This window comes from Bradyrhizobium sp. OK095, assembly GCF_900109945.1.
Classification (GTDB): Bacteria; Pseudomonadota; Alphaproteobacteria; order Rhizobiales; family Xanthobacteraceae; genus Bradyrhizobium.
Genome location: NZ_FOBX01000003.1, coordinates 369,918 through 384,333, shown reverse-complemented (window position 1 = coordinate 384,333; position 14,416 = coordinate 369,918). Strand labels below are relative to the sequence as shown.

Annotated in this window: 18 protein-coding genes; 11 read left to right on the top strand and 7 right to left on the bottom strand. The window is 61.0% G+C overall.

Annotated features, from left to right (window positions below; all coding sequences use genetic code 11):
* The first annotated feature begins 18 nt into the window (after positions 1-18).
* From BMW89_RS10725 to BMW89_RS10715, 3 genes are all read left to right on the top strand, one after another.
* Positions 19-372, top strand: coding sequence for an MmcQ/YjbR family DNA-binding protein (locus tag BMW89_RS10725; RefSeq protein ID WP_092025574.1), 354 nt, complete (start codon positions 19-21; stop codon positions 370-372).
* Positions 373-517: 145 nt separating this feature from the next.
* On the top strand, positions 518-670 hold the full coding sequence (locus BMW89_RS10720) for a hypothetical protein (RefSeq protein WP_092025572.1): 153 nt from the start codon (positions 518-520) through the stop codon (positions 668-670).
* A gap of 169 nt (positions 671-839) precedes the next feature.
* On the top strand, positions 840-1,259 hold the full coding sequence (locus tag BMW89_RS10715) for a cupin domain-containing protein (RefSeq protein WP_092025570.1): 420 nt from the start codon (positions 840-842) through the stop codon (positions 1,257-1,259).
* 72 nt (positions 1,260-1,331) lie between these two features.
* Here the strand turns inward: BMW89_RS10715 and BMW89_RS10710 are convergent, their stop codons facing one another.
* Entirely contained in the window at positions 1,332-2,189 is an 858-nt protein-coding gene (locus tag BMW89_RS10710; RefSeq protein ID WP_244547570.1) for a matrixin family metalloprotease, read from the bottom strand.
* 254 nt (positions 2,190-2,443) lie between these two features.
* Between BMW89_RS10710 and BMW89_RS10705 the strand changes: the two genes are divergently transcribed.
* A complete protein-coding gene (locus tag BMW89_RS10705; RefSeq protein WP_092025567.1) occupies positions 2,444-3,322 on the top strand; it encodes a bifunctional helix-turn-helix transcriptional regulator/GNAT family N-acetyltransferase in 879 nt (292 codons plus the stop codon).
* 6 nt (positions 3,323-3,328) lie between these two features.
* Here the strand turns inward: BMW89_RS10705 and BMW89_RS10700 are convergent, their stop codons facing one another.
* The 4 genes from BMW89_RS10700 to BMW89_RS10685 all read right to left on the bottom strand — a co-directional run bounded on the left by BMW89_RS10700 (position 3,329) and on the right by BMW89_RS10685 (position 7,167).
* On the bottom strand, positions 3,329-4,549 hold the full coding sequence (locus tag BMW89_RS10700) for an MFS transporter (protein WP_092025564.1): 1,221 nt from the start codon (positions 4,547-4,549) through the stop codon (positions 3,329-3,331).
* Between the two features lie 118 nt (positions 4,550-4,667).
* The gene (locus BMW89_RS10695) at positions 4,668-5,684 is read right to left on the bottom strand and encodes an alpha/beta hydrolase (protein ID WP_092025561.1); all 1,017 of its coding nucleotides are present in this window, start codon (positions 5,682-5,684) and stop codon (positions 4,668-4,670) included.
* Positions 5,685-5,891: 207 nt separating this feature from the next.
* Positions 5,892-6,482 carry a DUF308 domain-containing protein gene (locus BMW89_RS10690; RefSeq protein ID WP_092025559.1) on the bottom strand — a complete coding sequence of 197 codons (591 nt, stop codon included), beginning with the start codon at positions 6,480-6,482 and terminating at the stop codon, positions 5,892-5,894.
* A gap of 100 nt (positions 6,483-6,582) precedes the next feature.
* Complete coding sequence (locus tag BMW89_RS10685; RefSeq protein ID WP_092026298.1) at positions 6,583-7,167, bottom strand: TetR/AcrR family transcriptional regulator; 585 nt, start codon at positions 7,165-7,167, stop codon at positions 6,583-6,585.
* A 77-nt stretch (positions 7,168-7,244) separates the two neighbouring features.
* Between BMW89_RS10685 and BMW89_RS10680 the strand changes: the two genes are divergently transcribed.
* The 7 genes from BMW89_RS10680 (at position 7,245) to BMW89_RS10655 (ending at position 13,158) form a co-directional block, all read left to right on the top strand.
* The gene (locus BMW89_RS10680) at positions 7,245-7,742 is read left to right on the top strand and encodes a peptide deformylase (RefSeq protein WP_092025556.1); all 498 of its coding nucleotides are present in this window, start codon (positions 7,245-7,247) and stop codon (positions 7,740-7,742) included.
* A gap of 81 nt (positions 7,743-7,823) precedes the next feature.
* Positions 7,824-8,297, top strand: coding sequence for a DUF6932 family protein (locus tag BMW89_RS10675; protein WP_143062743.1), 474 nt, complete (start codon positions 7,824-7,826; stop codon positions 8,295-8,297).
* Positions 8,294-9,742, top strand: coding sequence for a helix-turn-helix domain-containing protein (locus BMW89_RS10670; protein ID WP_244547569.1), 1,449 nt, complete (start codon positions 8,294-8,296; stop codon positions 9,740-9,742). Before BMW89_RS10675 ends, BMW89_RS10670 begins: the two co-directional genes overlap by 4 nt.
* An 8-nt stretch (positions 9,743-9,750) precedes the next feature.
* Positions 9,751-10,356 (top strand): DUF4186 family protein, encoded by a 606-nt coding sequence (locus BMW89_RS10665; RefSeq protein ID WP_092025549.1) that lies wholly within the window; start codon positions 9,751-9,753, stop codon positions 10,354-10,356.
* Positions 10,353-11,390: a radical SAM family protein gene (locus BMW89_RS10660; protein ID WP_143062742.1), complete on the top strand. Its 1,038-nt coding sequence runs from the start codon at positions 10,353-10,355 to the stop codon at positions 11,388-11,390. The genes BMW89_RS10665 and BMW89_RS10660 overlap by 4 nt, the downstream gene beginning before the upstream one ends.
* Complete coding sequence (locus BMW89_RS37280) at positions 11,381-12,712, top strand: hypothetical protein (protein WP_143062741.1); 1,332 nt, start codon at positions 11,381-11,383, stop codon at positions 12,710-12,712. Before BMW89_RS10660 ends, BMW89_RS37280 begins: the two co-directional genes overlap by 10 nt.
* Positions 12,655-13,158: an ASCH domain-containing protein gene (locus tag BMW89_RS10655; protein WP_092025543.1), complete on the top strand. Its 504-nt coding sequence runs from the start codon at positions 12,655-12,657 to the stop codon at positions 13,156-13,158. The genes BMW89_RS37280 and BMW89_RS10655 overlap by 58 nt, the downstream gene beginning before the upstream one ends.
* A 5-nt stretch (positions 13,159-13,163) precedes the next feature.
* Here the strand turns inward: BMW89_RS10655 and BMW89_RS10650 are convergent, their stop codons facing one another.
* Positions 13,164-13,502 carry a hypothetical protein gene (locus BMW89_RS10650; RefSeq protein ID WP_143062740.1) on the bottom strand — a complete coding sequence of 113 codons (339 nt, stop codon included), beginning with the start codon at positions 13,500-13,502 and terminating at the stop codon, positions 13,164-13,166.
* Positions 13,503-13,790: 288 nt separating this feature from the next.
* Entirely contained in the window at positions 13,791-14,336 is a 546-nt protein-coding gene (locus BMW89_RS10645; protein WP_092025537.1) for a carboxymuconolactone decarboxylase family protein, read from the bottom strand.
* Positions 14,337-14,416 lie beyond the last annotated feature (80 nt).

Genomic DNA, 14,416 nt, shown 5'->3' with positions numbered 1-14,416 from the left:
CCTCCCGGTTGCGATCGCATGACACCCAGGACATTCGAAACGCGCTGCCTGCGCCTGCCCGCCGCCACCAAGGTCGTGCAGTGGGAAGGCACCTCCGTGTTCAAGGTCGGCGGCAAGATGTTCGCGCTCGGCGGCGGCTTTGCGGCAAGCTCCGGCGGCTACATGTTCAAGGTCTCGGACATGGCCTATGCGATGCTGATCGAGCACGGTGTTGCGCGGCCGGCACCGTATCTGGCACGCGCCAAATGGGTGCAGCTCGTCGGCAACAACGCGCTGCCCGATGCGGAGCTGACCGCCTATCTCGCGCAGGCCCATGCTCTGATCGTCGCAAAACTCACGCGCAAATCGCGCAAGGCGCTGGGGCTCGACTGAGCGCGAGCGCCGGGGCCGCGTGAGCCGGCGGATGGCCGGGCTCGTCCCTCTCCACAACGTGATGAGATGATCCTCATCCTCCCACTGGCGTCATGCTGCACCGCAACTAGCTCAATGGAAAGTTCATTTGAGATGGAGAGGTTCCATGACCAAGTCCAACACTGCATCCACCAAGACCCACCGCTACGAACTGGTGCACGGCGAAGGCGCCGACTTCGTCGCCTATCAGCGCCGCCGCGAGGACGGCCTGTGGCAGACCTTTGCGACGTGGATGATTCCGCAGGCAGCCTGTAGCTAGCGCGCGCTCGCCCTTCATATCCGCGTCGGAGGCAGTTGTTGTCTCCGAACGCGCGCCGCGTCTTGATCGAGGTGACCACGGCTTTCGTCTGAAACTGCGCGACGCGGCCCGGTCCCAACAGCCGGGTCCGCGCGACGCGGGCCACCAGGCGACCATCAAGGAGCCGACCATGAGCCATTCCCTTTTGCGAGCCGTGCGCGCGCTGGCGAGCGCAGGCATCCTCGCCACAAATCTCCTTACCCTGCCGACGGTAGCACATGCACAGCCGGCCGGCGTGACGCGCACCGACCTCCAGCGCCACGATCTTAGCGCCCCCGGGCGTGAGGCCGTGCAGGTGCGCGTCGACCTCGCCCCAGGCGTCGCGTTCGGCCGGCACACCCATCCCGGCGAAGAGATCATCTACGTGCTGGCCGGCGCCATCGAATACGACGTCGAGGGCAAGCCGCCGGTGACGCTGAAAGCGGGCGACGTGCTGTTCATTCCCGCCGGGACGGTGCACGCGGCGAAGAACGTGGGCACGGTGCCTGCGAGCGAGCTTGCGACCTACATCGTCGAGAAGAACAAGCCGCTGCTGACGCTGGTGCGATGACAATAGCCGTCCGCGCGGCGCGATCCAATCCGCGCAGCGTCAATCGCATCCCGGCCTGTCGTAAGAGAGCCGCTAGCGTGGTTCGCGATAAGGCGTAACGATCGTTCGCATCGCGGCGAGAGCGACAGGGCTTTCGGCGGCAGTGCCGCTGTCGTGATACGGTTTCACGAACCTGATCGGCGTTCCGTTGATGTGTGTCAGCTGACCGTTCCAGGCCTGCTGATAAAGGCGCTTCAAATCCAGCCTGTCGTCGGCGGTCAGCTTGCTGTCCGGGCCATAGTTCATGATCGAAAACTTGCTGTGGGTACCGAAGACCTCCGCGGGAAACGACGTCTCGCTGACGAGGGCAAAGAAGTGCCGCAAACCGAAAGCGTGCCCGATTTCGTGAATCAGGGTCTCTACCTGTTCTTCGGGGCTCTGTTGAAACAGGCGAGGATAGACCAGGAGTTTATGCCGGCCGGCGTCGGGAAAGAACGCGCTCGCCAGCACGCAGCCGCCGCCGTCGCAATCATCGGCCGCCTTCATCACGATCTCGAAATCCCAGGAATCGTCCCGCTTCGCGAACTTCACCGGCGCGGCGTCTCCCCACGCCAGGATCGCTTTGGCGACCAATTGTTCAACGGAAGCCTTGGCGGCCGAAGGACTGGCGAAATGTGCAAAGGACCTGTCGCGAAAACGCCAGCGGAGCGTGGTGTCCTTTGCCCAAAGCGGGATGAACCCCTCCGAAGCGTCGACAACGATTTCAAGGGGGGAGCGGCCGCGAGGCGTATGATGACCGAGGCCTTCGGTGTCACATCGCACGCCGGTCATGACCTCGTGCGCGCTGGGCTTATCCCTCGATTTCCCCGACAGAGCGAATGGATTACCGGGCTGATGCGTCTTGCTCGTCGATGCCTTGCTCGTCTTGGACTTCTTGGGAGCGCGCGACATGAAAACCTCCTTCGAATACCTTGCTGGGCAAATAATGGCGCAAACACTATCTCTACGAGATGCAAAGAACTATATTACCATAAGTTGAACATTGCCGTCGAGAGGCAGATCGCCGCATAAGCCGGCCCGTGTATCGGGCCGCCGGCCATTGCATCGTCCCCCTTGGTCCCGCGGCATCTTGGAAAGGCCTGCCGTAAATCGCGTGAACTCTCCTCAATTGACCTCGAATAGATATCTGACTAAAGTCAGACATCATGCTCGATCCCGTCTCCCGCGTCCGCCGTTTCAACCGTGCCGTCACCTCCGCCGTCGGCGCGCTCGACACCTCATTCCTCGGGCGCGGGCGGCCGCTGGGCGCGGCGCGCGTATTGAACGCGATCGGGCACGGACGCTCGGACGTGGCCGAGATTCGCGATTATCTCGCTCTCGATTCCGGCCTGATGAGCCGCCTGCTGCGCAGCCTCGAGGACGAAGGGCTGGTCGAGACCACACCGCGCGAAGACGATGCGCGCCGCCGCGTGGCCAAGCTGACGCGCACGGGTCGTCGCGAGTTCGCGGCCTATGAGGCGTTGTCGAACGCGCAGGCCGAGGGCTTCCTGGCGCAGCATTCGCAGCGCGATGCGCTGCTGGCGGCGATGGACCTGATCGCCTCGGCGCTGACGCGCGACCGCGTCGCGCTCGCCGAGATGGACCCGCAGAGCGATGAGGCCCGCTATTGCCTCGGCGAGTATTACGCCGAGCTCGGTCGCCGCTTCAAACAGGGTTTTGACGTTTCTCTTTCGAGAGACCCGGATGCCAAGGACATGCGCCGTCCGCGCGGCACCTTCATCGTCGCGATGTCGGACACGCTGCCGATCGGCTGTGTGGGCCTGAAGGGAACCGATCGCGGCTACGCCGAGATCAAGCGGCTCTGGGTCGCCCCCGCCGCGCGCGGATTGCGGCTCGGCCGGCGCCTGATGGACGCGGCTGAAGATGCCGCGCGAGGGCTCGGTATCGCGCTGTTGCGGCTCGACACCAACAGCGCGCTGCCCGAGGCCGGCCAGCTGTATCGCACCATGGGCTGGACCGAGATTCCGCGCTTCAACGACGATCCCTACCCGGACCTGTTCTTCGAGAAGCGTATCCCGTCATAGACCTGGTCACGCCGCCGCCGGCGCCACCTCGCCTTGCGGCTTGGCAAACGGCCGGAAATTCATTGCCATCAGGAACGCACCGAGGCCCATCGCCCAGGAGGCGATGTAGAGCCAGGCGTAGCTGGAGAAGGCGTCGTAGATCAGGCCGCCGGCAAGCGGGCCCGTGGCCATGCCGAGGCTGCCGGCCATGGCGGTACCGCCGATCACCGTGCCCATCATGCGCAGCGGAAAGTTTTCTCGGATCAGCACGGCATAGAGCGGCATGGTGCCGGCATAGATGAACCCGAACACGGCGCCGACCGCGTAGAACGTCGCAAGCTGATGCGCGAAGACATAGCCGAGCGCGCCAAACGCCTGCAACAGGAGACCCGAGACCAGCACGCGCTTGGCGCCAAAGCGGTCGCCCATCAGGCCGAAGGCGATGCGCCCGCCGAGGCCGGCAAAACCCTCGATGCTGTAGATCGTCACCGCCGCGACCAGCGGAATGCCGCAACTGACGGCATAGCTGACGGTGTGGATGATCGGCCCGGAATGAGTGGCGCAGCAGAAGAAGTTGGTCGCGAGCAGGATCAAAAATTGCGGCGAGCGCAACGCCTCGCCCATCGACATCTCGCCTTGCGCCGCACCCTTGCCCGTTGGTGCGGCCACAGCGTGCGCGAGCGCGGGCGGGCGGCGCACCAGGAACGAGACCGGGATCATGATCGCGCCGACCACGAGCGCCACGATCTGCATCGCGGTGCGCCAGTCATGGTTGGAAACGAGCCAGGCCGCGAGCGGCGCCATCGTCATCGGCGCCACACCCATGCCGGCCGACACCAGCGACACGGCCAAGCTGCGATGCGTATCGAACCAGCCGGTGACGGTCGCCATCATCGGCGCGAAGATCGCCGCGCAGGAGGCACCGACCAGGAGGCCGAACACAAACTGGAACGCCAGCAGCGAGGTCGCATGGCTCGCCGCGAACAGGCTCAGCGACAGCACGATCGATCCGGTCAGCACCACCGGCAGCGGCCCGAAACGATCCGTCAGCGTGCCCCAGGCCATGCTGGTGAAGGCCATTGCCAGAAAGCCGATCGTCATCGCGCTGGAAATGCCCGTCACCGACCAGCCGGTGTCCTTGGCGATCGGCTGCAAGAACACCGGCAGCGAGAACATGCCGCCGATCGCGACGCAGCCGAGCAAGCCGCCCGCGGCGACGATCACCCAGCGATAGGAGGAAGCGTTCATTTTGGTCTCCCGTCAGGTCTGTCTGGGTGGAAGACGAATGGGAACGGCGCGGGCCGACAATCCTTCACCTGATTTTCTGGCCGACGGGAACTCCTCGTTACCCTGCCGCGCGCCACCCCTAATTGGCCAGCCCCTGCTTCTCGATCCAGTCGTTGACGAGCCGCGCAACATCGTCCGAATTGCGGTCCATCATCATCATGTGGGTGTTGCCCTTGATGCCCATCTTCGGTAGCTCGAACGTATCGACCTTGCCGCCGGCGGCCGCGACCGCCTGCCCCCATTTGGTCGGGTTGACCACGAGCTTCGACCATACCGGAACCTTGTCGAGGAAATCGCCCCAGACGATCAGATGCGGCACGCCCTTGAGCTTTGCCGCATCGGCCTTCGCCGGATCCGGTGCACCCGACGGCTCGATGGTGATCAGCGCCTTCACCTTGTCGGGCGCATTGAGCGCGGCGGTGAAGCCGAAATTGCCGCCCTGGCTGTGGACCAGGATGATGCACGGGCACACCTTCTGCACCAGCGCGTCATAGGCTTTTTGCGTGGCCGCATCGTTCGTGGCCCAGCGCGGAATGCCCTGCTTGGCAAACTGGTCGAACGCCTCGATCGGGAATTGTTCGCCCTCGAACGCTTCGCGCTTGCCGCCGACCTCATAGCTGGGCCCGATCCGGAACAGCTCCCACGCCTCCTTCTTGGGCCGGAAGAACGGCTCGCTCTTGAAGATCTCCGGATAGCGCGCCCAGGAGGCACGGCCGCGTTCGACCGCATCGGAAACGTAGACGTCATAGCCGGCATTGAGGAAGAATTGCTGCCAGCCCGGCTTGCCGTCGGGCTTGGTCTCCCACGTCACCCCCGAGAGCCCGCCGCCATGCCAGAGCAGCAGCGGCAGCTTCGATTTCGGCGCGGCCTGTTTGACGAACTGGACATACATCTGCTCGACCTCGAACTCGCCGTTCGGATCGACCTTGATCGGCGGAGCGCCGGGCGAGAACACGATCTCCTTCGACGGCAGCCCGCTCAGGGTTTCGGTGTGGCCGCCGATATGGAAGCTGCCGACCTCCTTGACCAGATAATCGGCCGCAGCGGGCGTTGCGGCTGCGATGGTTGCCGCCAGTGCGATTGCGATCCTGCGCATGAAGTTTTCCTCCGCAACTTGTTGTTGGCAGCATTGTCGCCAACAACAATGTTGAAAACAACCCCATGCACAGTAGCCGACCCCTGCGGGATCAATGACTCAAGATGCGGGTGAATTGCGAAGCCGAGACATCGCGATGGCAAATCGCGATTTGACACGTCGGGCAAAACACTGGCATAATGTCATTATTCCGAAATCACCATCGCATCATCCCAGCTGAGCCCGCCTGGCGCGTTGGCGCCATGCGCTGACGGTGAGCCACACTGCTGAAACCAGGAAATAGACCGCACCGACCCCGGCATAGCCCGCGACGTCAGCGATCGTCGGAGACATCGGCGTCGTGGCCTGAAAGATGAAGAAACCGCCGGCAAGCGCTGACTGGCCGCCGCTGAGCACCATCGCCCACTGCGCGCCAAAACTCTTCCAGCGCCGGATGGCCGTCCCGAGCTGGAGCAACCCTGACAGGATAGCCCAGGCGCCGAATACGCCGAGCACCCCATTCATGCTCGTCTGCAAGGCAACGAGAACGGCGACGGTGGTCGCCAGACTGACCACGACGTTCAGCGCCTGCGTGCGGTTTTGGTTCAAGCCGCCGCTGCGCAACGCGTCCACGAAGTTCGCCGCGGCGTCCCATGCCGGATAGAGCACGAGCAAGGCAGCGGCGATCGGCGGAGACGATGCTCCGACAGCAAATGCGGCAACGACCCATGCGACGGAGAACGTCGCCCGGACGAAATAGTATTGTTTCAGCCACCGCTCACGGTCGGCACGAACGAGATTCAATTGATGATGCACCACGACACTCTCTCCTTTACCGACTAGTTGGTAGTTTTACGCGCAGCGAGATGCGCTCACCCACGCTTGCCTGCGGGATGTCGTTATCGTCTCGCCAATATCTTCAGTGCTTGCTGGACAACCGCTCCAGCAACGGCCCTGTGATCACACCGAACATCTTTGGATCGCCATAGGCGCGCGCCGACAGCATCGCACCGTGAACGGTCGCCATGAATCCTTCAGCCTCGACCTTCGCTGTGCTGGAGAGATGCAGCCGCCCCTTCCGCTTGCCGCGCTCCATGACAGACGTCAGCCACGACGCGAGCGAACGGAAATGCGCACGGACTTCCAGCGCGACTTCCTCCGGCAAGATCGGAAGCTCGCTGGCCAGCAGCGCGCAGACGCAGAAGGGCGCCGTCGCATCCGCGATGCACGCCTCCCAATACCCGACATAGCTTTTGAGCTGGTCGCGCGGGTCCGGAATGTTGCGCTCGAGCGCGGCCAGTCCCGCCTCGGCTTCCTCGCGGTAGCGCGATACGAGGGTGCGAACCAGATCGACCTTGCTGGCGAAATGGTGGTGGATACTCGGCTTGCGGATGCCGACGACCTCGGCGACATCAGCGTAGCTGAAGCCATTGTAGCCGCCCGCGATGATCAGGCTGCGCGCGCAGGACAGGATGTCGTCGGCGGTCGAGGAAACATTGGCCATGACCATTAGCTACCTTCCAGTTGGTAGGCAGTCAAGAACAGGGTGCTTCAACCATCCGTGAGTGGTAGGAGCCTCGAATGGCCATCCGCCCCCTCGTCCGCTACCCCGACCGCCGGCTCGCGGTGCCGGCCCGCCCCGTCACCACGTTCGACCACGGCTTGCGCGAGCTCGCGGCCGACCTGCTCGACACGATGCGCGCCGCGCCCGGCATCGGCATCACCGCGCCGCATATCGGCGTGCCCTTGCGCATCGTCGTGCTCGAGCTCGACGCCAAGGACGGCCCGCAGACTTACGTCAACCCCGAGATCGAATGGGCCTCGCCCGAATTGATCATGCACCGCGAAGGCAGCGTCTCGATGCCCGGCGTCAACGACGAGGTGCAGCGCCACGCCCGCGTGCGGATCAGCTATCAGGATATCGACGGCAACATGCAAAGCGAAGAGTCGGACGCGTTGCGCGCGGTCTGCCATCAGCATGAGATCGACCAGCTCGACGGCATGTTCTGGATCCAGCGGCTGTCGCGGTTGAAGCGGGAGCGGCTGGTGAAGAAGTTCGAGAAGATGGCACGGGGGTGAAACGTTGGCGGCTGACCCGGCTTGGCACAGCTTCGCCAACCGGCGCCGTGCCGCTCGGCAAACTTAGCCGGAGAAGAACACTTGACGAACATTCAACACAACAATATTGTTGTGATCATGCTCCCTGAAGCTGATTCGTCGACTGGCTACCTTCCACCCGGGGTCCACGACGCGCCCTGGAGCGAAGTCGCGTCCCGGTTTAGCGGAAATGGGCATCGGGTTCTGCTGGTCGGCGGCCTCCTCGCAGCCCTCCAAAACCTTGCCGGTGCAGGCTGCCGATCGGTACTTCTCGATGGAAGCTTCGTTAGCCTAAAGCACCTACCGGAGGACTATGACGGAGCGTGGGACACTCAAGGGGTCGATCCCGGCCTCATCGACCCCGTGTTGCTCGATTTTTCGAATGGTCGGGCGGCTATGAAAACAAAATACCTAGGAGAGCTCTTTCCGGCGAGCGCTGCGGCCGCCCCCGGCGTGCTCTACCGCGATTTCTTTATGAAGGATCGTAACGGGATACCAAAGGGCGTCGTGAATATCGGTCTCGGGAGTCTGCCATGATCACAAATGAACGGCAGTACAAAATTACTCGAAGCGAAGCCGATCGTTTTCGCGAGGCTATAAGTAGTCTCGCCACGGGTACCACACGCGACGACGTGCATCAGCGCCTGGTGCAAGCTGAACGAGAAGCGATGGAGAGCCAGCTTGCCGATCTGCAGGCCGAACTCGCCGAATACGACCGCCTCAAGTCTGCAGACATTTCGGTGATATCCATCAGTTCGTTCGATGAACTGGCGGACGGATTCATCAAGGCACGGATCGCTGGCGGCCTTAGTCAAAAAGTCCTTGCTGAACGGCTCAATCTCAAAGAGCAGCAAATTCAGCGGTATGAAGCTGAACGCTATGCGTCAGCAAGTTATCAACGCCTTCGCGAGATCGCTGCGGCACTCGGCGTTCGTATCAAAAACGACATTCTATTGCCGGTGGCGCCGGATAGCTTCGGAGGACTTGTCAGCAAGTTGCGTCAAGTTGGCCTTGACCGCGATTTCCTAGTGTCGCGCCTACTACCGTCTGCAGACGCCGCACGCGCGAGCGGCGAAGTCGGTATCGATGATGATGACTACGCTCTAACCGCAAAGGTCGGTGCGGTCCTAGAGCGAGTGTTCGGCTGGACGCGCGATAACGTCTTTGGTGCTCAAGCTCTCGTAGCGCCTCGCTTTGCCGCCGCCGAGGCTCGGTTCAAAATGCCGGCCAATCGCGCTCAAACTACGACAAGCCTCTATGCAGCTTACGCTAACTATCTCGCCGTCGTAGCGCTTAAGGGCGCACGATCACTACCAAGAGCTGAGATTCCAACCGACGCTGCCGTAATGCATCGTTTTATTCGAAGGAGCTACAAGGCCGTAGACTTGAAAAGCGCGCTTCACGCCGCATGGGATTTAGGCGTTGTTGTTCTTCCTCTGCGCGATCGGGGCACTTTTCATGGGGCATGCTGGCGTTATGAGGGACGGAACGCGATCGTACTAAAGCAAACTTCTCGGCATGAGGCTCGGTGGTTGTTCGATCTTCTGCATGAACTATTCCATGCTGGCCAGGACCCCAAGGCCGACACACTTGAAGTTATTGAGGCGGATGAAACTTCGATCGAGCGACGCCACTCCAACGAGGAGGTCGCCGCGAGTCAGTTTGCCGGAGAAGTCATTCTCGATGGCAAGGCTGAGATGTTGACGCAAGCCTGTGTAGAAGCGGCCAGGAATTCGGTGGAGCGGCTAAAGAGCATCGTACCAAGTATCGCAGCCAAATACGCTGTCGGTGTAGGTGCACTCGCCAATTATCTTGCATTCCGTCTCTCTTGGCAGGGCGTAAACTGGTGGGGAGCCGCAGCGAATTTGCAGACGGACGATGGTGATCCCTGGATGATTGCACGCGACGTCTTCATCGAGCGCTTCCCCTACGACATCGACAACGAACTCGATCGGCAGTTACTTGATCGGGCACTTCATTGAGGTCTGCCATGGACAATTTTCAAAAGCCGCCGCCGCTTGAGATCAAATGCACGTCGACCGATTGCGACAATGATCTGCATTGCTTCAAGCAACTGAAAAAAATGACGCCCGAACAGCGCGGCAAGTGTCGCGCGTGTTCAGCCGATTTGGTCGATTGGAAACGCCTACATCGACGCGACAGGGGCGACGCGGCACACACGTTCGGAGCACTACAGCGCGAGATGATCCGACACCATTTCTTTCACCGCCCTGTTGACGAGCACGCGGTGCGACACGCGCAACGAAAGGGGCGCGTTGCCCTGAAAGAGTCCGTCCGTGATCGCCTGAACAAATATCTTGCCGTCGCCGAACCGCCGCGCGACGGCCGGCAAACGCCTCTTCAGGGCAACGCGATCTATTATGCGCAGCATGCGACCGCCACTTGCTGTCGGACCTGCCTTGAATATTGGCACGATATTCCGAAGGGGCGCCGCCTAACGACCGAAGAGTTTGACTATTGCGCCACGCTCGTAGACCTTTTTCTTGACTTGAAGCTACCCAATCTCGCGGATCAGCCGACTAAAGTGTCTCGACGCCAGGGCCTGCCACCTGAACCAGAGGCCTTAAGCCCGTGACTGGTCCGGCAAAGCTCATCGATACGGAACGTTTCGCGGCGCGGCTACGCGCCCGGGCGATTGATATCGAGAGCGGCCGCATTCTGATCTCCCGCCTCACAGGATCAGGTCAGGAGATCGACCTAACACTTCCAGCTAATTGTAACGGTTATGGCCGCGTCCGTCATTTTCGTTTGGCAACCGCCGACGGCTGGCCTCAGAATCCTCTCCCAATAGCGCCTGCCTGCCGCGCCCTCGGCCTAGCCGCTGTCCCCGAATTGATGACGGCCCTTGTTTTCCAGAACGCTGCTTGCGCCTGGCGCTGCTGGTACTGCTTTGTGCCTGAGGAATTACTAAAGGCCGACGTCAACCGCTCCGAGTGGTTCACAGCTGCAGACCTCGTCGGCCTGTATCAGCAAATTCCCGACGCGCCACGGATCATTGATCTGTCAGGTGGGTCACCCGACCTAGTGCCGGAATGGACCCCTTGGATGATGCGCGCATTGATGAACGCGGGCCTCCATGAGACCACCTATCTGTGGACCGATGACAATCTCAGCACCACATATCTATTCGACGCGGTTTCGCGCGAAGACCTGAATCTCCTGCGTAGCTATCGAAACTATGGCCGAGTCTGCTGCATCAAAGGCTTCGATGCGAGCTCATTTACATTCAACACTCGCGCTGCCCCGCGCGGATACGATCGTCAGTTCGAGGTTCTGCATCAGCTACTCAAGCTTGGCCTCGATCTCTACGGTTATGTGACGCTGACTTCACCTAATACGGATGGCGTCACTCAAGGTGTCGCTGATCTCTTGGACCGCCTGCAGGCGATCGAACCCAACTTCCCGTTGCGTATGGTGCCGCTACGCATCCAGGTGTTTACTCCGGTCGAACAACGACTGACCCGCGATATCGAACGAGAACGCAGCCTCGCTGTTCAGGAGGAAGCTATTGCCGCTTGGACCGACGAGATCGTTCGTCGCTTTAGTCCAGAACTACGCGCGCGCCCTATATACGATGTGCCCCTCGACCGGAGGGACACGTGGTCGTAGCGCGCCGCTCAATCGCCGAGGTTGATTTTGCCGCAAAGATTGACGCACTCACGTATGCCGCTGCGTCCGGCAGAGCGAGAAGCTTCGCTGCCCTTCTTCATCAATTGCCGTCAATCTACCCAACCGAGATTCTCGCATCTCTAGATCGGCTCGCGAAACGCAGAGCCATCTCCGCCACGTTTGTCGCGAACGTGAGACGACAAGCTGCGCAGAACGCCACGTCGATCGAAGGCCGATCGCTACTGCCGCTCCCGCACCCGCTAGACTACGAGTGGCGTTTTACATCCGATGCAGCGCGTTTACTGCTCAATCGCGCGACTGACTTAACGCGCACGGATGGTGAGCTATTGCTGTTTGGTACGCCCGGCCTCGCTATCGAGGCGCTGGCACTGCCGATTGACCGCCGCGTCCACTTCCTTGCCGAGAACAATTGCATTACTGACCGCGTTCGCTCCCTCAATCGCGCAACTGGATCGCCAATCTCTATAGCCTACTGTAACACTGGTCTACCGTTCGAGAGCGCCGATGCTGTGCTACTCGACCCGCCTTGGTATCCCGACTTCGTGCGCCCGATGTTGACCGCTGCGGCGCACGCCTGCCGGCGAGGCGGCGTCATACTAATCAGCCTCGCCCCATCTTGTACGCGTCCAACTGCAGAAGCCGATCGCGACGCGGCAGTCCGTTTTGCGAAACGACTCGGCCTCGACCTCATCGACCATAACGAGTTGGCGATCACCTACGATACTCCTTTTTTCGAACGTAACGCACTCGCAGCATCCGGCATCCATCCGCCACCGCAATGGAGACGCGGCGACCTCTTCGTCTTTCGAAAGGCGCGGGAATCAACAAGAGCCCCTCTTGTTGACACAAACCGTCGTCGTGATTGGATAGAGATCTCAATTGGCCGCATGCGACTTTTCCTGAAAGACGTGAACCGGCATGATACTGGTGAGATCGGACTGATCTCGTTGGTAGATGGTGATGTACTACCGACTGTTAGCCGACGTGACCGGCGACGGAGAAAAGTCCAGGCTTGGACGTCTGGGAATCGCATCTTTTGCACTGACAATCCACAGCTTCTGCTTGAAGCAGCGGTTTCGTGCGCCAGTATGGCTAGTGGCTCTAGCCTGCAACCTACTCTCTGGGGCAGTATGCGCGAACGTGACGCGGTGCTGCGAGTCGCAGAAGAGCTGCGCGGCTTGGCTGCCCTCGAGGCACGGGAAGAACACGGCGACGATGGGACGGCGCTGGAACGGAGCATGAATTGGAGGTCCAATTCGACCAGTTACTGCGACACGTCAACGGCAATCAGTTCTGGCTGACCTACTTGTCGGACGCGATGCGACCTCAGAGTCGTATTGGCATTCATCTCGCCATTTTTTCCGAGCCGTTTTTGTCGAAGGTGCTGTCAGGCGAAAAGACCATCGAGTCGCGATTCAGTCGCAACCGCTGTGCTCCGTATGGAGAGATCGGCGATGGCGACATTATCCTCATTAAGCAGGTAGCAGGGCCGATATGCGGCATCGCTCTCGCGCGCCGTACTTGGTTCTACGACCTTGTCAGCGAGCCGATTGACCGCATCCGAGGGCGATTCGGCTGGGGGATCGGAGGCGACGACGCATTTTGGGCTGCTCGCACCGACGCGCTCTACGCGACTCTGATCGAACTCGATTTAGCAGCATTTGTCGCTCCGGTAAGCTGCGAAAAGCGAGATCGCCGTGGCTGGGTATCTCTCCGATCACGTCAGATGGCGTTCGACTTCGCATGAACATCTTACTTTGTTTTTCCGGTCAAATCGGCAGCGGAAAATCTTCGATCAGTGTCGCCGTCGCTAACACGCTCGGATGGCGCCGCGGGGGATTCGGCGATTATTTGCGTGACGAGATCGCTCGCGGGGGCGGTGATCCGAACTCTCGCGAGGCATTGCAGGATCTCGGGCAAAGGCGTGTCGAAGAAAATGCACCAGCCTTTTGCCGCGACGTACTTACTGCCGGAGGATTTCAACCCGGGCGGGATTTCGTCATCGATGGAATCCGGCACGTCAGCATTTTCGAAAATCTTCAAACTCAGATAGCCCCAATGCAGGCTCGGATGTTGTTTCTCAGCGCCCAAGAGGCAACCCGCTTGGTGCGTGTTGAGTCTAGGCCAGATCGAACCGATTTTGCTCGCGCTTCCGATCACCGCGTCGAAGCACAACTGCGAACTGTCCTACCAGAATACGCCGACGCGATTGTTGACGCAAACGAACCAATGGAGACGGTCATCGCTAACTGCCTCAATTGGGTACGCCTCTGGCGTCAAGATACCTAACGCAGACATCACACTGAAGCTGCAAACGGCTGAGAAAGAAGCCGACGAGAAACACGGCCGAGGCGCGCGCACGCCTCGGCGCGCTTGGCATCAGGCCGCCTCAGTCGCGCGGACGACCGGAAAATCGATGTCGGTTTCCGCAACCACATTGAGCAGGTTCGTGAAGATATTCTCGGCCACGACGGCAACGATCTCGACGATCTGGCCGTCGCCGAAGCCTGCGTCACGCACCGCCTTGATATCGGCATTGCCGACATGCCCGCGCTCGCGCACGATCTTGGCCGCGAACCGTACCGCCGCATCCGCTTTCGCATCACCGGACTCTCCCTTGCGGTTGAGCGCGACCTCCTCCGGGCTGATCTTCGCGAGGTTGAGACCGAGATAGCTGTGCGCCGACAAGCAGTAGTCGCAAGCATTCACCTGAGCGACGGCCAGCGCAATCCGCTCACGCGTCTTGACGTCGAGTGTCTTGGTGAGCGCGCCGTTGTTGGCAGCAAACCCCTGGAGCGTGGCCGGGCTCGATGCGATCAGGCGAAACATGTTGGGCACGACACCGAGTTGCTTGTGCACGGCGTCCAGGATCGGCTTCGAAGCTTCGGGGACATCGTCGCGGGCGGGAATGGCGAGACGGGACATGGCTTTTTCCTTTTGCAGCGGGCTGAACCGGGAAGCGGCTCGCCTGTTGTGAGAGGTAGTCCATTCCACTTGCTGGGATA